This window comes from Psychrobacillus psychrodurans (genome assembly GCF_050209195.1).
GTDB classification, from domain to species: Bacteria; Bacillota; Bacilli; order Bacillales_A; family Planococcaceae; genus Psychrobacillus; species Psychrobacillus psychrodurans.
Genome location: NZ_CP189791.1, coordinates 1,739,519 through 1,764,570, shown reverse-complemented (window position 1 = coordinate 1,764,570; position 25,052 = coordinate 1,739,519). Strand labels below are relative to the sequence as shown.

The 25,052-nt window shown below is 35.5% G+C and carries 26 protein-coding genes; 4 read left to right on the top strand and 22 right to left on the bottom strand.

Going from position 1 to position 25,052, the window contains the following annotated elements:
• Positions 1 to 13 precede the first annotated feature (13 nt).
• Genes ACQCPR_RS08295 through ACQCPR_RS08260 form a run of 8 tightly spaced genes read right to left on the bottom strand, consistent with a single transcriptional unit; the run spans position 14 to position 6,357 of the window.
• The gene (locus tag ACQCPR_RS08295) at positions 14 to 1,855 is read right to left on the bottom strand and encodes an SEC-C metal-binding domain-containing protein (protein ID WP_427138736.1); all 1,842 of its coding nucleotides are present in this window, start codon (positions 1,853 to 1,855) and stop codon (positions 14 to 16) included.
• 51 nt (positions 1,856 to 1,906) lie between these two features.
• Positions 1,907 to 2,323: a hemerythrin domain-containing protein gene (locus tag ACQCPR_RS08290; RefSeq protein ID WP_427138735.1), complete on the bottom strand. Its 417-nt coding sequence runs from the start codon at positions 2,321 to 2,323 to the stop codon at positions 1,907 to 1,909.
• A gap of 15 nt (positions 2,324 to 2,338) precedes the next feature.
• Positions 2,339 to 3,355 (bottom strand): GTP 3',8-cyclase MoaA, encoded by a 1,017-nt coding sequence (gene moaA / locus ACQCPR_RS08285; RefSeq protein ID WP_427138734.1) that lies wholly within the window; start codon positions 3,353 to 3,355, stop codon positions 2,339 to 2,341.
• A gap of 16 nt (positions 3,356 to 3,371) precedes the next feature.
• Positions 3,372 to 3,929, bottom strand: a complete 558-nt coding sequence (locus tag ACQCPR_RS08280) for a molybdenum cofactor guanylyltransferase (protein WP_090561579.1) — start codon at positions 3,927 to 3,929, stop codon at positions 3,372 to 3,374.
• Complete coding sequence (gene moaD / locus ACQCPR_RS08275; RefSeq protein ID WP_090561582.1) at positions 3,929 to 4,162, bottom strand: molybdopterin converting factor subunit 1; 234 nt, start codon at positions 4,160 to 4,162, stop codon at positions 3,929 to 3,931. Before moaD ends, ACQCPR_RS08280 begins: the two co-directional genes overlap by 1 nt.
• A complete protein-coding gene (locus ACQCPR_RS08270) occupies positions 4,159 to 4,605 on the bottom strand; it encodes a molybdenum cofactor biosynthesis protein MoaE (RefSeq protein ID WP_427138733.1) in 447 nt (148 codons plus the stop codon). The genes moaD and ACQCPR_RS08270 overlap by 4 nt, the downstream gene beginning before the upstream one ends.
• A complete protein-coding gene (gene mobB, locus ACQCPR_RS08265) occupies positions 4,592 to 5,113 on the bottom strand; it encodes a molybdopterin-guanine dinucleotide biosynthesis protein B (protein ID WP_427138732.1) in 522 nt (173 codons plus the stop codon). Before mobB ends, ACQCPR_RS08270 begins: the two co-directional genes overlap by 14 nt.
• Positions 5,101 to 6,357 carry a molybdopterin molybdotransferase MoeA gene (locus tag ACQCPR_RS08260; protein WP_427138731.1) on the bottom strand — a complete coding sequence of 419 codons (1,257 nt, stop codon included), beginning with the start codon at positions 6,355 to 6,357 and terminating at the stop codon, positions 5,101 to 5,103. The genes mobB and ACQCPR_RS08260 overlap by 13 nt, the downstream gene beginning before the upstream one ends.
• A 64-nt stretch (positions 6,358 to 6,421) precedes the next feature.
• On the opposite strand from ACQCPR_RS08260, the gene moaC reads away from it, so the two are divergent.
• A complete protein-coding gene (gene moaC / locus ACQCPR_RS08255; RefSeq protein ID WP_427138730.1) occupies positions 6,422 to 6,910 on the top strand; it encodes a cyclic pyranopterin monophosphate synthase MoaC in 489 nt (162 codons plus the stop codon).
• Between the two features lie 10 nt (positions 6,911 to 6,920).
• Here the strand turns inward: moaC and ACQCPR_RS08250 are convergent, their stop codons facing one another.
• The 14 genes from ACQCPR_RS08250 to ric form a co-directional block, all read right to left on the bottom strand.
• Positions 6,921 to 7,418, bottom strand: coding sequence for a MogA/MoaB family molybdenum cofactor biosynthesis protein (locus tag ACQCPR_RS08250; RefSeq protein ID WP_340879535.1), 498 nt, complete (start codon positions 7,416 to 7,418; stop codon positions 6,921 to 6,923).
• 19 nt (positions 7,419 to 7,437) lie between these two features.
• Entirely contained in the window at positions 7,438 to 8,457 is a 1,020-nt protein-coding gene (locus ACQCPR_RS08245) for a ThiF family adenylyltransferase (protein ID WP_427138729.1), read from the bottom strand.
• 166 nt (positions 8,458 to 8,623) lie between these two features.
• Entirely contained in the window at positions 8,624 to 10,138 is a 1,515-nt protein-coding gene (locus ACQCPR_RS08240; RefSeq protein WP_090561596.1) for a nitrate/nitrite transporter, read from the bottom strand.
• 710 nt (positions 10,139 to 10,848) lie between these two features.
• Positions 10,849 to 11,373: a hemerythrin domain-containing protein gene (locus ACQCPR_RS08235; RefSeq protein WP_340879532.1), complete on the bottom strand. Its 525-nt coding sequence runs from the start codon at positions 11,371 to 11,373 to the stop codon at positions 10,849 to 10,851.
• Between the two features lie 18 nt (positions 11,374 to 11,391).
• Positions 11,392 to 12,039, bottom strand: coding sequence for a response regulator (locus tag ACQCPR_RS08230; RefSeq protein ID WP_090561599.1), 648 nt, complete (start codon positions 12,037 to 12,039; stop codon positions 11,392 to 11,394).
• Positions 12,040 to 12,043: 4 nt separating this feature from the next.
• The gene (locus ACQCPR_RS08225; RefSeq protein WP_427138924.1) at positions 12,044 to 13,054 is read right to left on the bottom strand and encodes a sensor histidine kinase; all 1,011 of its coding nucleotides are present in this window, start codon (positions 13,052 to 13,054) and stop codon (positions 12,044 to 12,046) included.
• A 41-nt stretch (positions 13,055 to 13,095) separates the two neighbouring features.
• Positions 13,096 to 13,554: a GAF domain-containing protein gene (locus ACQCPR_RS08220; protein ID WP_340879530.1), complete on the bottom strand. Its 459-nt coding sequence runs from the start codon at positions 13,552 to 13,554 to the stop codon at positions 13,096 to 13,098.
• A gap of 48 nt (positions 13,555 to 13,602) precedes the next feature.
• Positions 13,603 to 14,289, bottom strand: a complete 687-nt coding sequence (gene narI, locus ACQCPR_RS08215; RefSeq protein WP_090561603.1) for a respiratory nitrate reductase subunit gamma — start codon at positions 14,287 to 14,289, stop codon at positions 13,603 to 13,605.
• A complete protein-coding gene (gene narJ / locus ACQCPR_RS08210) occupies positions 14,276 to 14,851 on the bottom strand; it encodes a nitrate reductase molybdenum cofactor assembly chaperone (protein ID WP_340879529.1) in 576 nt (191 codons plus the stop codon). Before narJ ends, narI begins: the two co-directional genes overlap by 14 nt.
• Positions 14,844 to 16,388 (bottom strand): nitrate reductase subunit beta, encoded by a 1,545-nt coding sequence (gene narH / locus ACQCPR_RS08205; RefSeq protein WP_090561607.1) that lies wholly within the window; start codon positions 16,386 to 16,388, stop codon positions 14,844 to 14,846. The genes narJ and narH overlap by 8 nt, the downstream gene beginning before the upstream one ends.
• Complete coding sequence (locus tag ACQCPR_RS08200; RefSeq protein WP_427138728.1) at positions 16,378 to 20,052, bottom strand: nitrate reductase subunit alpha; 3,675 nt, start codon at positions 20,050 to 20,052, stop codon at positions 16,378 to 16,380. The genes narH and ACQCPR_RS08200 overlap by 11 nt, the downstream gene beginning before the upstream one ends.
• Positions 20,053 to 20,454: 402 nt before the next feature.
• Positions 20,455 to 21,138 (bottom strand): molybdate ABC transporter permease subunit, encoded by a 684-nt coding sequence (modB, locus tag ACQCPR_RS08195; RefSeq protein WP_241600268.1) that lies wholly within the window; start codon positions 21,136 to 21,138, stop codon positions 20,455 to 20,457.
• Entirely contained in the window at positions 21,119 to 21,898 is a 780-nt protein-coding gene (modA, locus tag ACQCPR_RS08190; protein ID WP_340929528.1) for a molybdate ABC transporter substrate-binding protein, read from the bottom strand. Before modA ends, modB begins: the two co-directional genes overlap by 20 nt.
• A gap of 111 nt (positions 21,899 to 22,009) precedes the next feature.
• Positions 22,010 to 22,708, bottom strand: coding sequence for an iron-sulfur cluster repair di-iron protein (ric, locus tag ACQCPR_RS08185; protein ID WP_093494712.1), 699 nt, complete (start codon positions 22,706 to 22,708; stop codon positions 22,010 to 22,012).
• Positions 22,709 to 22,879: 171 nt separating this feature from the next.
• Between ric and ACQCPR_RS08180 the strand changes: the two genes are divergently transcribed.
• The 3 genes from ACQCPR_RS08180 (at position 22,880) to ACQCPR_RS08170 (ending at position 24,931) form a co-directional block, all read left to right on the top strand.
• Positions 22,880 to 23,446 carry an SLOG family protein gene (locus ACQCPR_RS08180; protein ID WP_241600265.1) on the top strand — a complete coding sequence of 189 codons (567 nt, stop codon included), beginning with the start codon at positions 22,880 to 22,882 and terminating at the stop codon, positions 23,444 to 23,446.
• Positions 23,443 to 24,015, top strand: a complete 573-nt coding sequence (locus tag ACQCPR_RS08175) for a hypothetical protein (protein ID WP_090561620.1) — start codon at positions 23,443 to 23,445, stop codon at positions 24,013 to 24,015. The genes ACQCPR_RS08180 and ACQCPR_RS08175 overlap by 4 nt, the downstream gene beginning before the upstream one ends.
• A gap of 283 nt (positions 24,016 to 24,298) precedes the next feature.
• Positions 24,299 to 24,931 (top strand): spore coat protein, encoded by a 633-nt coding sequence (locus tag ACQCPR_RS08170; RefSeq protein ID WP_090563504.1) that lies wholly within the window; start codon positions 24,299 to 24,301, stop codon positions 24,929 to 24,931.
• Positions 24,932 to 25,052 lie beyond the last annotated feature (121 nt).

The following is a 25,052-nucleotide window of genomic DNA, read 5'->3' as shown; positions in this document are numbered from 1 at the left end:
CTGTGCAATCGGTCTAGATTATTGGTTGCAATAGTGTCCAAATTACTTTTGCTTCTTCCGGGCTATCGGGCGTAATTGCAAGAGAATTGGGATATGGTAAGGCGGGAACTTTTATACGATAATAGTTTGCTACGTATGCATTATCTTCAATTGCCAACTCATATGCTCTCTGTGTTTCCTTAGAGAAGAAGCTTTTCTTTTTCTCCATTGACCAACGGAACCAGCTGAAAAACGCATTATCTGAATCCTGGTAATGGCTCATTAGACTCTCTGCTTCCTCTATTCTGTTTAAAGCGATCAAAGTTGCAACTGCTGGATAGCGGACACCTTGATGATCGGCTGGATTTAACTGCAAAATCTTATTAAACAAATCAAATGCTTTCTCAAAATTCATTATTTCAAAACACGATAATCCGTATTTAAACAAGGCTCTTAAATAAGGTCTATTCGGTAAATACCCCCATACAGATTCAAAATTTGGATCAAACTGGTTTTCTCCAATACGTATAGCTTCTTTAAAGAAATTAGTTTTCTCTGCAATATCTACATAATCAGCTTTTAACAAAATTGCATCTACATTTTGTTTATCTAATAAATAAGCCAGTGAAGTTGAATTTTCTCTTAGCAAATCTGAGGAGCTATATGCTTCATACGCATATTTTTGGGAAGCTTCTTTATCATCCTTTGGTATATAATCTTTATCTTTATAAATATCTATATATCTACTCATCTCTTTCTCATTTTTAATAGAAACCTTGCTAAGATGCATACCCATTTTCCAATTTGAAAATTCCACTAGATTTGCATCTGTTCCAACTTCAAAGGCAAATACAGTATTCTGAGTTAGTTCTTCTTTTGAAATTTCATGCTCATAAAACTCCTTGAATAATTCTTCATATTTGTTAGCCGTAGTAGTTGAAACTTCTAAAAACGATGAGATTTCTTTCTTTGTCCAGATATATGAAATGATAGAATTTAGCATACCAAACTGCAAGGCCCCTGCCACTAACGCAGTAGGTTTTTTAATCCCCTTAGGAATACCTTTTCTTTGAATATATTCGATAAAGATGTACATTAGCTTATCACTCTTGGTATCCATTTCTACTAGACTACTATGTAAAATAGAAATTAGCTCCAGCTCTTCTTCACTAAATAGCTCCTCGATGGAAGTTTCTTTATCTCCTAAAATTACATAGCATTCAATAATATAATTATTATAAAAATCAAGTACTGATTCACTCTTGCTGTTGGTATATAAAGCCTTCACACGTTCAACAAGTGCTTCATCTTTCGCAGGGAATACGATTAAAGAATTTAATAATTTATAGTACCGTTCTTGTTGCCTGGAATCTAATAGAAAATGTCCAAAAATAAAATCTCCCACTCCACCTTCGAATGGATTTGGAATTTCTATCATTACCTTTTCTTCAGAAAATACATCCACAACTTCCGCACTATTATTACTTATTTTCAAGATAGTTCCTAGGATTATTTCAGGATTCATCCAACCTTCTAAAACAGTTTGAACTCTTGGTCTTTTCGATTTGGCTGATTCTCTTTCTAAATGCATTTGCCAAATATCTACACGATGATTGAAGTAATAACAATCTCCCATAATAGCACTCACTTTATCATTATCGAAGCGATCTGATAAATATTCTTCTCTGTCACCAATCCACTCATAAATTTCGTTTGTTTCCTTTTTAGTCGGGTGAGCATGAAAAAAGTTTAGTAGCACTTGTTCTAAATCTTTATTTAGTTCTTCATCTATTGAAATAATATTTTCTTTCTTTAAACAACAAGCTTTATATTTTTTCCCACTATTACAGGGACAAGGGTCATTTCTACGAGTCATTTGTTAAACTCCTTTTCATCGAACCATACTTTCATATCGTTACAATTTCTATTAGAATAAAAGACGTTCTTCGTCTCTACTATGAATTTCGTTGAGTGTTAGAAGTGCATAAAATCGTTGGATTACAGCCTCATTTAAACCGTGCTCGTTTCGAATTTCCTTAATGTCTTTAGCGATAATCCGGAGTAAATCATGATCTCTTTCTAGTTTTATAACAACATCTCTTAAAGCCGGATTCTCCTCCACTTTTTCTTGGTAGAATCCTGATTCCTCAGCATCTGCATGGCTAATAACTCTTGTTTCCCAGTAATCTAATAAGTCGTCCGCTGCTAAATTTGCTGCTTCTAGCTCACGTGATCTCAATAATTCTAAAAAGTTATTCGTTTTTTGTATGGCACCTGACAGCCCTCCTTCATGTATAGCATGGTGTGAATGCAACTGTTTCAATGCTGGTCCTGGTTTAGTCATTTTCATGCTCCTTTCTTATCCACCAATATAAGACATATTTATTTTTGTACGGTTTTTAGCAGTTTCTTCTGTTCTTTCATCTGAATACCGATCTGTTCTACGCTCCCACACATTCTTGATAGCATCTGATAACTCATCATCTGTTGCTCCATTTCGTATGAGTTCTCGTAAGTCAAATCCATTTGTAGCGAATAAGCATGTGTAAAACTTTCCATCAGATGATAGTCGTGCTCTCGTACAAGACGAGCAGAATGATTCCGATACTGATGTGATAAAGCCTACTTGTGATTCAGTTCCTACATATCGATAACGTTCAGCAACTTCACCAAAATAATCTTTATCTACGGGCTCTAAATCAAATTCTTGTTGTAGCATCGTTAAAATTTGTTTTTTTGTTATTACTTTTTCAAAACTCCAGGCGTTATCATTTCCAACATCCATAAATTCAATAAAGCGAAGAGTAATTCCTTGTTCTTTAAAATACTTAGCCATTGGAATAATCTCTTGATCGTTCACATTTTTTTGGACGACCATATTTACTTTCACTTCAAAGCCAAGATTCTGTGCAAATTGTATATTTTCTAAAATGAAAGAAGATTTAATCCCTCTTCCATTGAGATTTCCAAATAAGTTTTCATCTAATGCGTCCAGACTTATATTGAGTCTTGTTAATCCAGCATCTTTCAATTTTTGACCATATTGCTTCAATAATACTCCGTTTGTAGTTAGACCTACGTCTTTAATATTGTCCAAAGTGAGCAGTTTTTTAACCAGTTCATCTATATTTCTTCGCATTAACGGCTCTCCACCAGTTAATCGAATTTTTCTAACACCAAAACTTTCAAAGATCTTTGCTAATCTTTCCATTTCTTCAAACGTTAATAGTTCATCTCGAGGTAAAAACACATAATCATCACCGAAAATTTCTTTAGGCATGCAATATGAACAACGGAAATTACAGCGATCGGTTACTGAAATTCGCAGATCTTTCATTGGTCTATATAATCGATCTTGCAATATATTCACCGACATACATTTCACTTCCTTTTCATAGTGGTTTATTTATATTTTGGAACACAGAAGCTGGATTATCACTAATCTGATCTGCAAGAATCCACATTGTACTTACAGTTGACATAAACTGCATTACACTAAAATTTTTGTTCATTAAACTTTGATATATTTTTTCTTTCAAACTTCCACTCCATATGCTTACAAGCGGTTGAAATATTTCTCCTTGTTTTACGGCTTTAATGTCTCCAGTAGAACGATAAAGCATTAACCTCTTTAACTCATCACTTGTTATAAATGGCATATCACACGGTAGCACTACAAATTGATCAGCTTTTATGTTGTTCATACCCGTAAAGATACCAGCTAAAGGTCCATCCCCAGAAAACCTATGATCATCAATAAGTAGGGAAAGATCCTTTGGAAATAAAGGCAATAACTCTTCTCTCGTAATAATAATCACTTCATCACATACTTTATCTAATGCAGCATAAGACAAGTTATAAAAAAACTGATTGTTCCATGTTGCGAACGCTTTGGGAGAACCAAATCTCCTAGACATTCCCCCAGCAAGTAAAATCCCAACTGTTTTCATCAGCCACCACTAACCGGTGGAATCAATGCAATTATGTCTTTTTCTTCAATAATATCTTCTGGTAAAGCATATTCCTCATTGATAGCTACCTGGATTATTCCTTCTGATAGTCCTTCATATTTACGTTGAAGTTCCTCTAATAATTGTTTTACTGTTTTTCCCGAAAATATAAACTCTTCTTTATCTAATCCAGTCTTTTCCTTCAAACCTGCAAAATACAATACCGTAATCATTTTAGCTCTCCTTCCACTATTGGCTTCTGTTTTTGTTCTCCTATCCATTCCTGACCATTTTCCCAAACTTCTTTCTTCCATATTGGTACAATTTCTTTTATGCGTTCAATTGCATATTCATTTGCCTCATAGGCGACCTTACGATGAGGAGATGAGACGGCGATAACAACTGCAATATCCGATATTTCCAATTTTCCAATTCGATGGGCTATAGCAACTTTAGTGTTGGGCCATTGTTCTTCAATTTCTTTCCCAATTTGAGCAAGTTTTTTTTCCGCCATCGGTATATATGCCTCATATGCCAAATAAATAGTTCTTATTCCCTTAGTCCATTCCCGAACATGACCCGTAAATACTGTTACTGCTCCAGCAGATGCATGTAGCACCGCTTTTCTATAAGATTCTGGGTCAATCACTGTTTCTACGATTTCAAATAATTTCAAGCTTATCTCCACCAATCCAATCTATTAACCATTCTTTTAATAGAACTGTATTTTCAATATGTATCATTGGATAATTTTCTATTTTCAGGTCACCGTGTACAATTACACAAACTATATTCGTCAGATACTGAAGTGTCTCCCAATCCTTTGAATCTCTTAAAATAACTACTTTCTCATAATGTTCCTGTTTGTACCCTTCTATGAAGATAACCTCGGGTTCACTGATTTTTGCTATTTGTACTAATTGCTGAAGCGTCCAATTATTCTTTGCTTGATGCATTTGAATCGTTTGATCATCTACTGCAATCGAGCATGTGGCTCCAGAAAGGAAAAACTTCATACTATCTGTTTCGCTATTAGGAAGATTTAGACCATTTGAATGTCCATGATGCTTGATAATGGAAACTACCTTATCAGTTGAAACAAGTTCTTTAACCCAATTGTCTATTAAAGTAGTCTTTCTACTATTTTTATACCCTACAACTTGTAAAATATTCACGACATCCATGAAGAAACACCATTTTCATTTCCCAATAATAGAACATCTACTATGTCACCTGCTACAAAATTTCTGGTGCCACCTGGGAGCACCATCAACGCATTACCTCTTGCAATCGACGACACTGCGTTAGATTTGTTAAAACCTGCGGGAGTAATAATTGCTTCATTCCCCTCAAACCTATATACACTTCGAACAAATCGAGTGAATGGATTAGGCCTTAAAAAGTCCTCTGTCAATTTTGCCTTTATATGAGGAGTATAGGGACAATTATTTAGCATCATATTTTCAATAGCTGGTTTTACAAACAATTCATAGCCCGTAAAACAAGCGGATGGATTACCAGACAGTCCAAACAGTAACTTACCATCTGCAAATGCTGCAGTTGTCACACTACCAGGACGCATAGCTACTTTGTTAAATAGTAGCTCAGCCTGAAGTCTACGATAGATTTCTGGTAAATGATCGAAATCACCTACTGAAACTCCACCAGTAGTTATGACACAGTCAGTCTCCTCTAACACTTTTTTTACAAGTTGGAAACAGCTTTCTAAATCATCCGAAAGAGTTCCATAGTAACGAGATTCAATACCCCTTCTCTTTAACTGTGCTTCTATCATTGGTCCATTGCTATTACGAATTTTTCCTGGTGCTAATTCATCTTCTACCTTTAAAAGCTCTGTCCCTGTGCAAAGAATACCGACAATCGGTTTTTTTCTAACCTTCACTTTTGCATATCCAAAAGTTGCTAAAAGCGCTATAGTTCCGGGATGGATAAAAGTACCTAATGGAATCAACATTTCTCCCTTTTTCGAATCTTCACCCTGTAAAGAAATGTTTTCAAGCTGTTTAAATGGCTTGCGAATAGTAAAAGTGTTTTCACTTTCTACTGTTTGCTCTAACATGACAACTGCATCTGCACCTTCTGGAATAGGAGCGCCAGTCATAATACGTACTGCCTCATACTTTCCAAGAGCATGTTTAGAAACTTGTCCAGCACCTATATGATCTATCACTCTAAAATGAAGTCGATTATCTCCACTGGCACCAATCGAATCCTCTGAACGGATCGCAAAACCATCATATGGCGAATTATTAAATGAAGGCACATCATGCATTGCAATAATTGGTTCTGCCAAAATGTATCCATAACTTTCTTCAAGAGCAATTTCTATTATTGGCAATGCATTCGCTTTGTCCATTACACGTTTTATAGCATCTCTTACCGCAATTGGTTTTCTGATTTCTACCATTTTTAACAACTCCTTCTACTACACATGCTATAATTTGTTTATCCCACTTGAAAGGATGTAAATGATGTCAGAACTTACACACTTTAATGAACAAGGTCGAGCAAAGATGGTAGATATTTCGGAAAAAAACGAAACTACTAGAACTGCCGTTGCCGTTTCCTCTATCACTGTAAATGATACTATTAAAAGCCAAATCACCGATGGAACTAACAAAAAAGGAGATGTATTTGCCGTTGCACAAGTTGCAGGTATAATGGCTGCAAAAAATACTTCTACTATAATACCTATGTGTCATCCAATTCTCTTATCAGGAATAAATATTACATTCGAATGGTCTAGGAATGAAGAAAATGTAATTAATATCCAATCCGAAGTGAAAACTATCGGTTCAACAGGTGTCGAAATGGAAGCCCTTGTAGCGGCATCTGCTGCTGCCCTAACTATTTACGATATGTGTAAAGCGGGTGGCAAAGATATGGTAATCGGATCTACTATGCTAGTATCCAAAACTGGTGGCAAAAATGGCGATTATCAACGGGAAACTAGTGTCTAGTTTCTCGTTTTTATTTTGTCAATTCGAATACAATATGTTCAAGCTCCGGAAGAATTAGCTTATTTACCGCTAACTTAATAGCTCCGACAGATCCTGGAAGAACAAACACAGCTTTATCATTTACTACTCCAGCAACCGCACGACTAAGCATTGCTTTCGTTCCAACATCCTCCGTAAAACTTAGAAAACGAAAAAGTTCTCCAAAACCAGTAATCTCTTTAGTAAAGCTTGGTAATATCGCTTCAATAGTACAATCTCTTTTTGCAATACCTGTCCCACCAGTTGTAATTATGGCATCTATATTGTCATTACTTGTCCAAATTTTGAGTATAGCCTGAATTTCATTTATTTCATCCTTACATATTAACTTCTCCACCACATGTACAGATGCCTGCTCCAATAATTGTGAAATTAGTAATCCACCTTTATCCGTTTTCTCTGTTCTAGTGTCGCTTACTGTTAATATTGCAACGTTTAAAGTACGATTTAATCCAAATTGAGTTGACAATTGACTAGTCCCCCATCATTTATCCGAAAATTTCTGTATATAGTCTTCTACCTAGGTTTACATCTTTTATACCGTGTATTAGCAATCTTCCATCTGCGAAAAGTACCATTCTATGTTGTTCTCGTTGGAATTCTACAAAGTAAGGGGTTCTTTTCTTGAATGCATTAATACTTTTTGTTAATTTTTCTGCGTCTTGTAACGTAACTTTCCTACCTGGACTTGGTAAAACTTGCACCGCATCTCTTCCACATAACACAGCATATTGTGATTGCTGATCTCTTTCTAGAGATGGATATGTAGCATGTTCACCACATGTTTCACAAGTTTCTTTTTTAAGCTTCGAAATACCAATATCTAAAAACGTGTTATTCCAACAGTCAAAATGATGCACCTTTGAACGAATAGCTCCATCATTTCCAGTCAAAAGTTTAAGAGCTTCTGTACATTGTGTAGCTGCCGTAATTTGAACTGCAGGAGAGATTATTCCAACGGTATCACAGGTTTCGTTGACAGTTGGCAAAACTGGCAGCAGACATCTGAAACACGCTGTTTGTTTCGGTATAAAGGGAAATATAACACCAGAGCTACCAACGCACGCTCCATAAATCCACGGTATATTATGTTTGTATGCTGCATCATTGATCAGCTGTCTTGTTTCAAAGTTATCGGTGGCGTCCATAATTACATCTACTCTAGAAGCTAAATACTCTATTTGCGTATAATCTACGTTTTGTAAGTAAGTGTGCAAAACTATATTGGAGTTAATCGTTTTTAATCTTTTCTCAGCCGCAACTACTTTTGGAAGCATTTCCACAGCATCTTGCTCTGTAAAAAGTTGTTGTCTTTGAATATTTGATAACTCTACATAATCACGATCAGCTATATGAATTGTACCAACTCCTGCTCTCACCAATGTTTCAGCAATTGCAGAACCAAGTGCTCCACAACCAATAATCGCCACTTTTGCATCACTTAAATGTTTTTGACCAGATGCTCCTATATGTTTAAATAATAGTTGTCTTGAATATCGCGATTCCATTAAAACACTTCCTTTTAAGAAAAGCGCAAGCGCCAATGTAAGCCCCGACTATCGCTGGAAGGACTTTAAGTAAAGGCGTTCTTTGCCTTTTCTAAAATCCTAAAGCGACTCGAGGGGCTAGGCGCTGGAGCTAGACATATTTAAAATAGGGGAAGGCCCCCTATCTTTACGATTGGTTGCCCTCGTTGGTCCGGTGTTCAGTTATATCAGTAAAGGTTCCAACATATCTTACATCTTCACCTGTCTCATCTTTAACTGCACTAATATTTAACCATTCCAAAAATACTTCCCCATTTTTTTTGGTATTCCAAATCTCACCTTGCCACATTCCATCTTTTTGAATACACTTCCACATTTCATCATAAAATGCTTTTTCTTGACGATTAGATTTCAAGATTCTAGGAGTTTTCCCAATAGCTTCTTCCTCACTAAATCCTGTCAATTGTGTAAACGATGGGTTAACTGTAACAATTGTACCAGCTGTGTTTGTTACCATAATTCCTTGACCAGTTGATTTGAAAACTTCCTGAGCCAATTTTAATCTATCTTGATAATACATAAATACTACTAAAACTAAACTTGCCAAAGATACAGAAGATAGTAGCATAAATCCTATTGAGTACTGTCCAGTTATTGAGAAAATTGTCGCTAATAATAGTGGTGGGAAAAATCCACCTAAACCACCCATCATCGAAACAATACCATTGGCAATACCAGCTTGTTTATTGAAATAAAATGGTACTAATTTAAATATTACACCATTTCCTATTCCTGCACTAATTCCTATAACAATACATCCAATTGTATATAGCATTATAGATGGAGAGAAAGCTAATAATATTGCAGCTATTGTATAAACAGAGAATACACCCATCAATAGGAATAGCGGTTGAAATTTATCACCCAACCACCCACCAACTGGTCTAAAAACTGTGGCTACTGCGATAAATCCAGCAGTTCTTAAACCTGCATCGACTTTATCTAATTCAAAGTTACTCACTAGGAAATTTGGTAAATAAACAGTAAATGCCACAAACGATCCAAAAGTTATGAAATAGAATAAAGAGAAAAACCAAAGCTTATCATTTTTCCAAACACCTTTAATCTGTTCGATTATAGGTGTTTTTACTTTCACCTCATGTTTGTCTCCAAGAAAAATATTAATAACTATAAATACTAATAGTAATATTAAATATAATTTAACAGTCAAAGACCAACCAATTTGAGTCGCAATCATTGGAGCTGCAAAAGTAGAAATTGCAGTACCAATATTTCCTGCTCCGTAAATACCATTTACAAAACCATGTTTTTCTTTCGGATAATATTTAGGTAATGATGTAACACCTACAGAGAAAACTGCTCCCCCAACCCCTAAAAATAGACCACCGATTATTAAATCTATATAACTAGAAGCTTCACTTATATAAAACACGGGGAACATTAGAAGTACAAAGCTAATAAGAAATACAAGTCTTGCACCAATTACATTTGCATAATAACCAAGCGGTATACGTAATATAGATCCCAGTACTACAGGTATAGCAGTCAATATTGCTATTTTATCAGCTGGTATATCAATATCTTCCTTAATAAATGGAAGTAATGAAGAAATGATTACCCAAATCATAAAGCCTAAAACTAAGTTCATTGTCTGTAACGGCAATTGGACTTTCTTTATCATTCATATCACCTTTTCTAATTGGTATTGAATGATTCACGTATTGATTCCCTACTATTATTTTAACTAAAATATGAAAAGTTTCTAATAGGGGACTCCCCTTAACGGCCAAGGGTATTCCCTAAAAAGATTATATTAATGTAGTTTCTTGATTTTACTGTAATTACTGAATGCTTATTCTATGAAAATGACTCCTGTTATAAAGTTTAAAGTGTGAATTCATACGATTGTTTGTTTACTTAACATCATCATTTTAACAATAGAAAAATCAGGCAAAATGAGGTCGGTCCATTAAGTTCAAAACCTGTTTATCTTATCTTTTAAGAATTATTGAATCATATTTTATCTTTACTTGCTCTCACCTTTTGTTTACTTACTCCCATCTGTGGATTACTTGCGGTCGTATAAGATACTTGCTCAAAGCCTATATTTACTTGCGGACTATTACTTTTACTTGCGGAATGGATAATTTCACCAAATTACTTTCCCATTTTACAGACTGAATGTGTAGAATTGAATTACTTTTGGTTTGTTCTCTAATCACGTGGGAGAATGCAAAGGATAGTGTTTACTTGTATTTCATCGTGTTTACCATAAAGCACAAGGGATTGGATCCGTGTCCGCGGAAATCGATGTGTATTTTAGTTTTCATCACTCTGTGGTGAATTTGATACAAATAGAAAAAAATAACCCATAGAGTGAAATGAGTTATTTTAAACAATTAAAGTATTCAGTTGTTCTAATAATTTATCTTGGTCCACTGCTTTCATCACTCGATCAGTCATAGGAAACAATACAGATTCTTCTTTTACAAAATGAACCATTAACACTTCGAAGGCTTCACCTGCGTCCTTCGCTATTCGTTTCATATCATCTAGGCTTAAATGATCTATACCTGCTCTAGTATGATGTAAAAAATGACCTATATATGCATCTATTTCTTCATGCTCTGCTTCGATAGTTACTATTGGACCTTGTTCTGTTCCAATATAATGCCCTAATAACGGGAAAAAGAACTTTTCTTCTTTATCAGTATGATTTTTAAGAGGCTCTAAGAAATCGATTAACAGCTTACGTAGCACCGAGAACTCTGTACGAGCTTCAATTTCCTCATATGCATCGTTTTCAAAGTTTAAAACGATCGCATGCCATTCATTCATTAAGTGCATTAAATATTGATGTTCGTTTTCTAATATTCTCATAGCTGGAACGGGACTTTGGAAATTAGCATTAGCCATTATTAAAGACCTCACTTTTTAAAATTCTAATAATTTCTTTTTCAGTGCATACTCAACTAGCTCTGGACGACTTTTTAAATCTAATTTTTCCATTATTTTTGCCTTGTGTGCTTCTACCGTTTTTACAGATATAAATAGTTTTGCAGCAATATCTTTATTGCCATAGCCTTTTGCAACTAACGGTAGAATCTCTATTTCTCTTTTGGAAAGTACTCTAAATGGATCGTCGTCTACTATATTTTGATCTTTTTTTATGAATTCTTTTACGAGAGAAGTTGCCATTTTGGGATGTATATATGTTCCCCCTTTATAAACCATGCGTATAGCGCTCAAAAGTTCCTCATCTGGTGCATTCTTTAATATGTATCCCGAAGCACCATTTTTCAATACATGGAACATATACTCCTGATCGTCATACATTGTTAAAATAAGAATTTTTGTATCTGGAAAGTCTTCACTAATTTTCCCAGTCGCTATTAACCCACTCTCTCCAGGTGGCATACTCAAGTCTAGAAGAAGAATGTCGGGTTGATGCTTTGCGACCATCAAATGTGCTTCTATTCCGTCGGCAGCAGTTGCAACAACTTCCATATCCTCTTGATAGTTTAGTATCATTGAAAATCCACTTCGTACAACTGCATGGTCATCTGCAATAACAATTTTCATTCGTTTAGCGCTCCTTTAGTGGGATGTATAGTAGAACTTCAGTCCCTTTACCCATAGATGACATAATAGACAATTTACCACCTACTAGTTCAGCTCTTTCCTTCATACCAAACAATCCTAGGCCAGTACCCTTAAACACTCTCTGTGAAGTATCAAAGCCAATACCGTCATCAACAATCTTCAATATTAAATTATCATCTTTCTCATATAGTTCGACGTTAACCTCGTCCACATCAGCATATTTTAGTGCATTTAGAATTGATTCCTGGCATATTCGATAGACAACCGTTTCCATTTCATTAAGGAAACGTTTCCCTTTGATTTCAGATGTATAATGGACAACTAATCCATAGTTTTTTTCAATCCATTTAAAATGTGATCTTAGTGCTGCTTCAATGCCTAGATCATCTAATGACGAAGGTCGTAATTCTACAGACATATTCCTTATTTCATCTAGCAGTCTTGTTAAAGATGCTTCCATATGCTGAACTTTCTGGGAGACTTCCTCAGGACTTTTCAAATATTTCATAAGTCTTAAATCTACTAATGAACTCAATATTTCCTGTGCTACACTATCATGAAGTTCTCTTGAAATTCTTTTGCGTTCGTCTTCTTGTGCTTTAATTATTTGCTTAATCGTTGTATTTTTAAATAGTAATTCTCTTGTTTCAAGTAACTTTGTTAAATTTCTTAAGATAAGTACTTTTGTTCCATTTTCACTATCAATAGTGTGAAAACTTGCTACATAGGGAAGAACCCCTTTATCTTTCGTATCTAGATATACTTGAAATGAACTGAAATCTTGTTTTGGATCGGAGAAATAACAGTTTTCACAGGAAATTAACTCTGTTGTATTCGTATAGCCTTTACATGTTTGACAAGTAGACCTTTCTTGACCTTCCAACATAGCATCTAATGCATCTGTATCTACTATTTCTCTCGCAATCGGATTCAAATGTAATAATTTATTATCTTTATTAAAAAAGAAAAAGGCTTCAGAACTGTTTTCGTACATTCCTATTAAGCTATCAACTAACTCTGAATGTGCATTATTTGTCAATTCTTAGCCATCTCCTTACCGTAATATTTTGGAAAATCAATATGGATATTATAAATTATTTTTTCAAATAATTCATACGTCATCTTATCCTCTTCCCTATATCCCAACAATAATACTCCTTGAACTTTATTTTTTTTATAAAGTGGCAGAGCACAAAAGCTTTTAATCTTTTCAGAAACAATTATTGGGTAATTAAACAAATCTCTATCAGGATACTCAGTCACGACATTTGGTACATGCATAGGCTTTCCAGATTTAAAAACTTGACCTGCAATACCTTTGCCGGATTGTAGAACAATTCTTTTCAAACGATTATTAATATTTCCAATAGCGTACTGCCATGTTAGCACATATTCAAGCTGTGCTGGTTGGATAAAGGCTAATGCCACTAAATCTACTTCATACTTGTCTTTAAAAGCGGTTATCACTTTTTGAAAATCAATATCATTTTTCATATAAATACCCCTTATGGATAAAAAAGAAGACCGAAGTCTCCTTTTTCTTTATTCTGATCGATTCTTTCTATATAAGATATAGCTTCTACCTACGTAGTTTAATGGTACACTCCATACGTGAACTAATCTAGTAAATGGCCATAATGCAAATATTAAAAACCCTGTTACTACATGGATTTTAAAAGACATAGGCACATTTAACATATAGGATGCATCTGGCTGTAAGATAAATAAGTTTCTAAACCAGACCGAAATGGAGGTTCTATAGTCAAAATCAGGTTGAACTGCATTTGTAACCAGCGTTGCATACATCCCCATAAAAACGATAAATAATAAAATCACATTTACTATTAAATCTGACGTACTACTCAATTTACGAACAGTTGACTTTGTGAATCTACGAGATGTCAAAATGATCATCCCTGCCAATGTCACAAATCCAAAGAATCCACCAATGTAAATTGCTCCAATATGGTATAAGTGATCATTTACACCAACTGCATGAAGCCATGATTTCGGTATTGCTAGCCCAGATACATGCCCCATTATTACCGGAATAATACCAATATGGAACAGTAAGCTTCCAATCATTAATTGTTTTTTCTCTATAAATTCACTCGATTTTGCCGTCCAGCTAAATTGATCTGTTCTATATCGAAAAATATGACCTACAATAAAAACTGCTATACAAATATACGGAAATATAACCCATAAAAACTGATCAATCATGTTCATGATTTACAGCCTCCCTTTCTATACAGGCTTTGAAGGTTTCTCGTAAGCCTCTGACAAGCCGGAGATATGGGCTATTAAACTTTTCCAATGCTTCAATTAAATTATATGTCCCATCTTCCAGTACAGCAAATAGAATATTAAAACTATCTTTCGCTCTAGAATCACCTATCCATTCTGCGGCGTATAAAAATTCACAGATAAGTGGTAGAAAATCGGAAAGCTCCTCTGCTGGCATATCTAAACCAAACATCTCATACATTACTTTTAACTTCGCAAGCATTTGACCTCTCTCTTTTGCATCCTCAAATTTAAAATAAGTCATATATAATGTTGCACTTTTTTGAAAGTCAAATGTCTGAACATATAGTTCCTGTATATCATCCAAACTATACGTATGAATTTCATCCCAGTACGCTTTCACTAATTCGTACGCAGGATCATTTGGTGAAAATGATTCTTCGATTAGGGTAGGGTGAAAGGTTAGTTTTTCTGGATAAGTTAATTGCTGCGCAAAAAAGCCGAAAGCCGGTTTATGTTTATATAGCTTTTCTAAATCAATCACGCCAAATCCCTCCGTAGAAGTTCTCTTCATAAATTTCCTTACCCGTTTTAGTTGCTGTTGGGTTAGGAGAAGCTGGTCCACATCCGTCGCAGCCCATATCATAACCCATTGATCCTTGTGCACGATAAGGATCCATATATCCTTCTCGATGAGAAGTAGGAACGACGAAACGATCTTCGTATTTAGCAATTGCCAATAATCTATACATTTGTTGTGTTTGATGTGCTGTTAATCCTACACGTTCTAAACGACTTTCATCAAATTCTTTACCAGAAGAAATTGCACGCATATAAGAGCGCATCATGGCCATTCGTTGAAGAGCACCTTTTACCGCTGGTGCATCACCTGCTGTTAACATATTTGCTAAATATTGAATTGGTGTACGCATCTCTTCAATTGCAGGGAAAATCATATCCGGATTTTTGATGGAATCTTTCCCTTCAAAATAGTTCATGATAGGGCTTAAAGGTGGAACATACCATACCATTGGTAATGTTCTATATTCCGGATGTAATGGGAATGCTAACTGGTATTCTATTGCTAGTTTATAAACCGGAGAGTTTTGTGCACCTTCAATCCACTCTTCTGCTATTCCATCTTTCCTTGCCTGTTCAATGACTTCAGGATCATTTGGATTTAAGAAAATTCCACACTGTGCTTTATACAAATCTTTCTCATCTGGGGTTGAGGCTACTTCTAGTACACGGTCTGCATCATATAATAGTACCCCTAAATAACGAATACGCCCTGTACAAGTTTCAGAACAAACCGTCGGAAGTCCTGATTCAATACGAGGATAACAGAACGTACATTTCTCTGCTTTGTTTGTTTTCCAGTTAAAGTATACTTTTTTATACGGACAACCAGTCATACAATAGCGCCAACCACGACATGCTTCCTGGTCAACTAGAACGATCCCATCTTCTTCGCGTTTATACATAGCTCCTGATGGACAAGATGCTACACAACTTGGATTTAAGCAGTGTTCACACAATCTTGGTAGATACATCATAAATGACTGTTCAAAATTGAACTTAATCTCTTCCTCAATTTTTTGGATGTTTGGATCAGTAGGTCCCGTAATATGAGCCCCTGCCAAATCATCCTCCCAGTTTGGTCCCCATTCTAAATCCATATATTCACCAGTAACTACTGATTTTGGACGAGCAACAGGGGAATGCTTCACCTCAGGTGAATTTGTTAACTTTTCATAGTCATATGTCCAAGGTTCATAGTAATCTTTCATTTCTGGCATATCGGGATTGTAGAAAATTTTTCCTAATGCTATTTTAGAAAGCTTTGAACCGGATTTCAGTTCCAACTTTCCATTTCGCATTTGCCATCCACCTTTGTATACTTCTTGGTCTTCCCAGCGTTTAGGATAACCAATACCAGGTTTAGTTTCTACGTTGTTAAACCACATGTATTCGGCACCCTCACGATTTGTCCAAGTACTTTTGCAGGTAACACTACATGTATGACACCCTATACACTTATCAAGGTTCATCACCATTGCTATTTGCGCTTTAATCTTCAAGCCAATTTACCTCCTTCATCTTACGAACAGCTACGTATCCATCTCTTTGGTTACCTATTGGACCATAATAGTTAAACCCATAGCTTAATTGTGCGTAACCACCGACCATTTGAGTTGGTTTAACATGAATTTTAGTAGGTGCGTTATGACTTCCCCCTCGTTCTTCTGTTATTTCAGAACCAGGTACATTAATATGCTTATCCTGTGCATGGTACATGAACATAGTTCCTTTTGGCATACGATGACTAACAACTGCTCTAGCTGTTACTACACCATTTCGGTTATAAACTTCTAACCAAGCGTTATCTTCAATGTCATGCTCCGCTGCATCGTCATTATTAATCCAAACAACTGGTCCACCTCTAAATAATGTGAGCATATGCAAATTATCCTGATAAGTACTATGAATATTCCACTTTCCATGTGGTGTTAAATAACGTAAAACTAGTGCATCTTTCCCGCCGACAATAGGTTTATCCTTAGTACCAAAGACCATTGGCGGCAATGTTGGTTTGTAAACTGGTAGCGATTCACCATATTGCAAGAATATTTCATGATCAATATAGAAATGTTGGCGACCCGTTAATGTTCTAAAAGGAACTAATCGTTCTATATTTGTTGTAAATGGTGAATATCGTCGACCTAATTTATTCGAACCACTAAACACAGGTGTTGGAATTACTTCTCTTGGTTGAACAGTTATATTTTGGAACGTAATTTTTTCAGCTGCACGATCTGCAGAAATATCCTTCAGCTGCACACCTGTATCTTTTTCTGCTGATTCAAATGCTTTTTGAGATACCTTACCATTTGTTGCTGATGATAAGTGAAGTACAGCGTTTACTGCCTGTCTTGCTGAGTGAATCATTGGAAGACCGTTTTTAATAGTGTCATCAAAATGAGTCCCGTTTATTTTTTTCATATCCTCGTATTCTTCTGCTACAGAGAAACTTACACCATGAGCTCCGATTTTTCCTTTTTCAGTTAAAGGCCCAAGCGAAACAAACTTATCATAAACCTTTGTATAATCTCTTTCCACGACTATAAAGTTAGGCATAGTTTTACCAATGACTGGTTCAACCTCACCTTTTTTCCAATCCTTCACTAATCCCATTGGTTGAGAAATTTCACTCTTCGAATCATGTGCTAGCGGAGATGTAACTACGTCTTTATAAACTCCTGGTAAATGTGATTCCGCCATTTTAGAAAATGTTTGAGCTAATGAGCGGTATACATCCCAGTCGGAACGTGATTCCCATAGTGGGTCTACTGCCGGATTGAACGGATGAACAAATGGATGCATATCAGTAGATGAAATATCTGTTTTCTCATACCAAGTTGCAGCAGGTAATACAATATCTGAGTACAATGGAGTAGTTGTCATTCTAAAATCAATAGAAACTAACAGATCCAACTTACCTTCTACATCATCTCTCCACTTTATTTCTTCAGGTTTTTCATCTTCATTTGGAGTCGCTAATAATCCATCACTTGCACCTAGTAAATGCTTCATAAAATATTCTTGTCCTTTGGCAGAACTAGAAATTAAGTTTGATCTCCAAACAAATAAGGATTTTGGGAAGTTTTCAGGTGAGTCTGGATCTTCGATTGCACCTTTTACTTCGCCTGAAACGATTTGGTCATATGCCGTTTTTATTATTTCTTCATTTGTTGTTTTCCCTTTTGCCGCTGCTTCTTCAGCAAAAAGTAAACTATTTTTGTTAAACTGTGGATAAGATGGCAACCAACCAAGTCTTGCAGCTAATACATTATAATCTGCAGGATGTTGGTACTTAAGTTCTCCAGCTAGAGGAGATTTTAGTGAATCATTACCCATTTCTTCATACTTCCACTGGTCCGTAGCAAAGTAGAAGAAGGAAGTAGCATTTTGAAGCCGCGGTTGTGCTTGCCAGTCTTTAGCAAATGCAATAGTGCTCCAGCCTTCAATAGGACGAACTTTCTCTTGACCAACATAATGGGCCCATCCGCCGCCGTTAACTCCTTGAGACGCTGTCAGTATAACTAGGTTTAAAATAGAACGATAAATTGTATCACTATTGAACCAATGGTTAATACCCGCTCCCATAATAATCATTGATCTACCTTTTGTATCAATAGCATTTTGAGCAAATTCTCTAGCTACTTGTACAACTACCGATGCTTTTACGCCAGTGACTTTTTCTTGCCAAGCTGGTGTGTAAAATGATTCGGCATCATCATATCCTTTTGCGTTAAATTCACTTTCCGCGCGATTGATACCATACTGACTTAGCATTAAATCATATACAGTAACTGCTAGACGAGTACTTCCATCAGCCAAAGTAACTTGTTTAGCTGGGATATGTCTATTAAATGTTCCATTTGCAACATTATCAAAGAACGGGAAAACTATTTCTGTTTGACTTGATTCATAATTTTCAACACTCATTGCCGGCTCAATTCTAGTTCCATCTTCATTTTCTAAAATAAGATTCCAGTTTTTATCTTGTTCCCAGCGTTGCCCCATTGTCCCATTAGGTACAATTATTTTAGATGTAATTTCATCAATAATTACAGGTTTCCACTCAGAATTCTCTGTTGTATCTCCAAAGTCACTTGCGCGTAAGAACCGTCCAGCTTTGTGAATACCTTCATGTTCATCCAATAAAATTAAAAATGGCATATCTGTATATTGTTTTGCATAGTTAATGAACATTTCTTCTTTACGTTGAACGTAAAACTCATCCAAAATAACATGTGTCATCGCTTGAGCTACAGCAGCATCTGTTCCAGGATGTGGAGCTAGCCAGTTATCTGCAAATTTCACGTTTTCTGCATGGTCAGGAGCAACCGAAACAACTTTTGTTCCTTTATAACGAACCTCAGTCATAAAGTGGGCATCTGGTGTACGAGTTAATGGGACATTTGAGCCCCACATGATTAAATAACCCGAATTGTACCAATCAGATGATTCCGGTACATCTGTTTGCTCTCCCCAAATTTGTGGTGAAGCTGGTGGTAAATCAGCATACCAATCATAGAAACTTAACATTTCCCCACCAAGTAAACTGATAAATCTCGAACCAGCAGCATAGCTGATCATTGACATTGCCGGAATTGGTGTAAATCCAGCTATTCTATCAGGACCATACTTACGAATCGTATAGATCAATTGTGCACATATCAATTCCATTGCATCCTGCCAGGAAACTCGGACATGTCCACCCTTACCTCTGGCTCTTTTATAAGTAAATGCTTTCTCTGGATCTTCAACAATACTTCCCCAAGCATCCACTGGATTTGTATGTTCATGTAAAGCAGTTTTCCAAAGTCTCCATAGTCGACCTCGCATATATGGATATTTCACACGTAATGGGCTATATTCATACCATGAAAATGATGCTCCACGAGGACATCCTCTAGGTTCAAATTCTGGCATTTCAGGACCACATGATGGATAATCTATTTGCTGATTTTCCCATGTAATAATTCCGTTTTTCACAAATACTTTCCAACTACAAGAACCAGTACAGTTAACTCCGTGTGTTGTCCGAACTACTTTGTCATGTGACCAACGTTCACGGTACATATTTTCCCAGTCTCGGTTTTTTTGCTCAAGAATCGACCAGCTTCCTGAATATTTTTCTGTAGGCTTAAAATACTTCAATCCAAATTTTCGTTTCATTAGTATCGATCACCCTTCCTATTCGAATGACTAGCATGACGGGAATCAATTACTTGCTCATTCTTATACTATTATTATGAAAGACTATGACAATATTCGACATTAGGGAAAGTCCTAAACACTACCGGGTTTTCCCTAGAGCACAAAATTCTAAGTAGAGAACACAGAAAATGAGAGCATATTCCAGACTATATTTGATAATTTATGGGTTTTATCCCCGTCTGCTTGACTATGGGCTACATTCGTAGCATCCTTTTTGGCGACTTTAAGTCGTTAATGGGTCATTTACACAGAGTATTGGCTATATTAGTATCCTTATGAGCTATGATCTCAGAACGGAAATCAATAGTATTTTTATTCAAAAAAAGACTTAAGCAATTAAGCTTAAGTCTCAAATAGTATTCAATAATTCTGGTTACGCTGTATAATCATCAACATGATAAAGGATATAAATATAATAGAAGTAACCCAGAGCCAAGCTAATTCCATATTTCCAGAATCTATCGCAGTATAAATTGCTGTAGGTAGAGTTTGGGTTTGACCTGGGATATTACCTGCAAACATTAATGTGGCACCAAATTCACCAAGCGCGCGTGCAAAACTTAAAATTGCCCCTGACATAAGTGATTTAGATGCAAGCGGTATAGATAAGTAATACAAAATCTTCCATTCACTAGCGCCATCAACTCTAGCAGCCTCTTCAATGTTAGTATCGATTGCTTGAAATCCGGACTTTGCAGATTGATACATTAGAGGGAAAGCTACTACTACCGAAGCGATCACCGCCGCCCACCAGGTGAAGATTACCGGCTGGTTGAACAACCTTTCGATCACTTGCCCAAAAATACTATTTCGACCAAATATAACAATTAACAAAAATCCGACAACAGTAGGGGAAAGCACCAATGGTAGTAATAGCAATGTTTCCACTATCGATTTTCCCTTGAAAGAATTTCTCGCTAGAAGTCTTCCTACTAATATTCCTGAAATAATCACAATAACGCTGGCTATGATAGTAATTTTTAGGGATAACCAAATAGGATTAAAAAACTCGTATAATGTAATGTTAGTTAATAGTAAATCCATAATCTTCAAAAACCTTTAAACCTTTCTCACTCTGAAGATAATCATAAAAATCTTTCGCTTCTTCATAGTGTTTGGTATCTTTAATGATCCCAAGTGGGTAAATAATTGGAGTATGCATTTGCTCTTCCACTGAAGCAATTACCTTAATTTTTTTAGAAGAAATTACATCTGTTTTATAGACGATTCCAGCTACAACATTCCCCGTCTCAACATATGATAGTACCTGTCTAACATCTTTAGCAAACACTATTTTATAATCTATATCATTCCAAATCCCTAAGTTTTGTAACGACTCTTTTGCATATTTCCCAGCAGGTACTGTTTCAGGCATTCCAATAGAAATTTTCTCTACTTCTTGCTTGTTTAAATCTTGAAAGCTTTTTAAAGTTGTTTTCCTACCATTTTGAACGATTAATACTAACTCATTTCCTAATAAATCTGTAACATCATTTTTATCCATTAAGCCCTCTTTCACTAATAAATCAAGTTTGTCCTCCGCAGCAGAAAAAAAAAGATCTACTGGAGCACCCTGAGAAATTTGTTGCTGCAGGGAACCGGAAGCTCCAAAGTTAAATCGTAGTTTAATATGAGGGTTTTCTTCTTCATATGTATGTTGTATATCCTCCATCGCTTCCTTGAGACTAGAAGCGGTTGAAATGACTAATTCTGTTTTTGCTTCTTCTCCAGCTGTATTTGAACAGGCTGCTAAAAATGGGACGATTAATAAGAAAACTATGATTATTTTGATAAATTTGTTCATAATATCCTCTCCTACCTTACCTACATATCTATCATTATAGCTTCTATACATCTAAATAAAAATAGTCGCTATATTTGTCAATGTATCTTCGACTAAATAGCGACCTTTCTATTAAATTGCTGTCCTTACATTTTCAAACAATATATTATTCTCCAAATGAATATGTTCAAATGTATCTTTTTCGAGTTGTTCCAGACGTTGGTATACCAATCTAAATGTACCGCAAGCACTTTCTGGAGGTGTGAAATTATCGGTAATTACTCGGAGTTCTTTCAGTAAATTACCTGCATTTTCGTGTTCTTCTTCCAATTCTAGTACATGTGGTTGTAATTGTTTTGCGTGTTCTTCCGTTGGGTTTTCTATAAATTGATTTATTAGTGGAAAAACAACATGATCTTCATCGTCGGTATGATCGATTAACTCACGTTTTAAAACGGTGAAAATCTCTTTAACTCTCATAAGATGAGGATGATTTTCCCCATGCACTTTTGATACTTTAGTTATATACGGTGTTAAAGAAGGTAATTCTTCACGTAAATATGCATGATGTTTTGTTTGTATATGTTCGATCAACGCTTTCTCGTCTAAAGAAGTTGGTAGCAATTGTTTATATTCTGTTTGTTTCGATTGAATGCCTTTCACTTTTTCAAAAACCTCATCTGGATCTAAATGTTGATCTATTGCGGCAGTTCTAAGAGGTATTTTCCCTCCACAACAAAAATCTATACGTAGTTTTCTAAACAAATCACCGGTCTGTGGTACTTCTTTTACAATCTCTGAAACATTTGTTTCTACGGATAACTCAGTCATTTTACTTCATTCCCTTCTTAGTTAGCTACAAACTAATTGTAAATTGTTAAAGAAAAATAAATATTAGGGAGTTCCCTCTTCCTACAATAATTTTCTCTATCGTTTTTAAAGTCATACGAGATAAGATTTTATATGGGTAAAGGAACATGCTATGATAAGTAGGGTGATATAATGATTAAAAGATTGTTAATAACAGGTTATAAAGCACATGAATTAGGTATATTTAATGATTCACATAAAGGAATACCTATTATCAAAAGAGCTATAGAAAATCAACTACGTGTTTTATTGGATGAAGGATTAGAATGGATTATATTAGGTGGCGTCCAAGGTGTAGAAACTTGGAGTGCTGAACTAATTCTAGAACTAAAAGCCGAATACCCAGATGTGAAATTCGCCATTATTACCCCCTTTTTAGAGCAAGAAAAAAATTGGAATGAACAAAAGAAAGAAAAGTATGAACGCCTATTAATGCAAGCTAATTATCATACTAGTGTGACTAAGAAACCGTATGAAGCTCCCTGGCAGTTTATCGAGAGAAATAAGTTTGTTGTACGCAATTCGGATGGCATGTTACTAGTTTATGACGAAGAAAATGAAGGCTCACCTAAGTTCATTAAAAAATTAGCTGAGCAATATGCTGAAAAAAATGATTATCGAATAATCGTTATAGATGCATACGACCTTCAAGTAATGGCAGAAGAAATAGCAGAAGAAGAGAGGAATCAATTTCTATGATTAAAAATAAACTCACTAAAAAGATTGAAGAAACATCAGACCAAGAAATAGTACTGACGGAGGAGGAAAAAGATTTTGCAGAGAAAAATCATTTACTTCCTGCAGGATTAAATGTCATCCCACAAAACTTATTTAGCGAGGCAATTATTGAACGATATAACAAAGAAACAGATGAACTGATATCTAAAGAATCAATAGCATTTTTACAATCACCTATTTCATATTTTAAAGACAATATTCAAGAGTATACTTTTTTAGAAACTAAAGTATTGGACATTGTTAGTGTTGATGCAATTGCAGTTGAATACGATGAGGTATTTGAAGTATATACTGCAATGTTCGGGCTATATATTCAAAAGAAATATTCAGCAGAAATAAGAGCTTTTCTAGATGAGCATTATAATTCAGAGAAAATGCAATATAGTATGATGTTTGCAGCTAATGAAGGTTTATGGGAAATAAATTTACCTATCAATTATTTAAATGGATTCAATGACTCCTCTTCAATCGAAGAAATGTATCAATTCTTATATTCCCTAATATTTAGGTTAGCCGCGACTATCGAATAGTTTATCCCAATGATTAGACAATTAAAGATTTTTAGTCACATAGACAAATCCACATGTGACGCTTTACGTCCAGTTGTCTCACACTTATACTTTTTTACTTGATCCAAGCCTTAATCGGAGTATTACTACTAGTTAATGAGAGCTAAATTCAAATCGACAGACAATCCCAAAGAAACTTAGGTGGGATTGTCTTTTTATTTTTTTTGCCCTGCATATTATGTTTCATTTTGTTCAATCTATAAAGGATGTTTCATCACATTTTCTAAAAGGAGGAAAAATTGGAATGACACAAAACCCATTTGGACAAGGTCAAGGGCAAACTCATCAAAATATGCAAACAGGTAGCATACCGCAGAATATGAATCATGGTGGTCATGAGGTTTTTGACGTTCATGAAGTACTTTCAACAGCTATTTCTGGTTTGAATTTAAAAACGCTTCTACGTCCACATGTCAAAGACCAAGAATTGCTCAATATTTTAGACCGACAATACGCATTCGCAGTAGATGAGTATAATATTACTGTAGAATGTTTTAAAACCGGTAAAGATCCGTCACATCCTACAACTAGCTATAAAATGCAAACAGGAAACGATTTTATATATGGCATCAAACCTTCACAGCCAAAAAAACCAATCCAATCTGCAAATGAGCTTTCGGATGAGATAATTTCAGGTTATCTGCTTGATGCTGCTAAAGCCTCTGCCACTGCTAAAACTACCGCAGCATTAGAAACAACCAATCCAGTTGTCCGCCGTGTACTTGCAGACTCAATTCCAAACTGTATTGAAATGGCTTATGAGCTTTCCATTTATCAAAATAAACATCATTATTATCAAGTTCCACAACTAGACGAGCAAAGTATGCAGGCAATATTGAACGCTTATGCTCCAGCACAAGGCAAAATGATGAGCTAAATTATAAATCTCGCCCCGTTAGTTTGGGGCGATTTTTTAATTATTCATGTGAGTCAATTCATAATTACTTACGTAATATCGTAATTTGGGAATAGTGAGAGCTAAAAGCCCCTAGAAACTA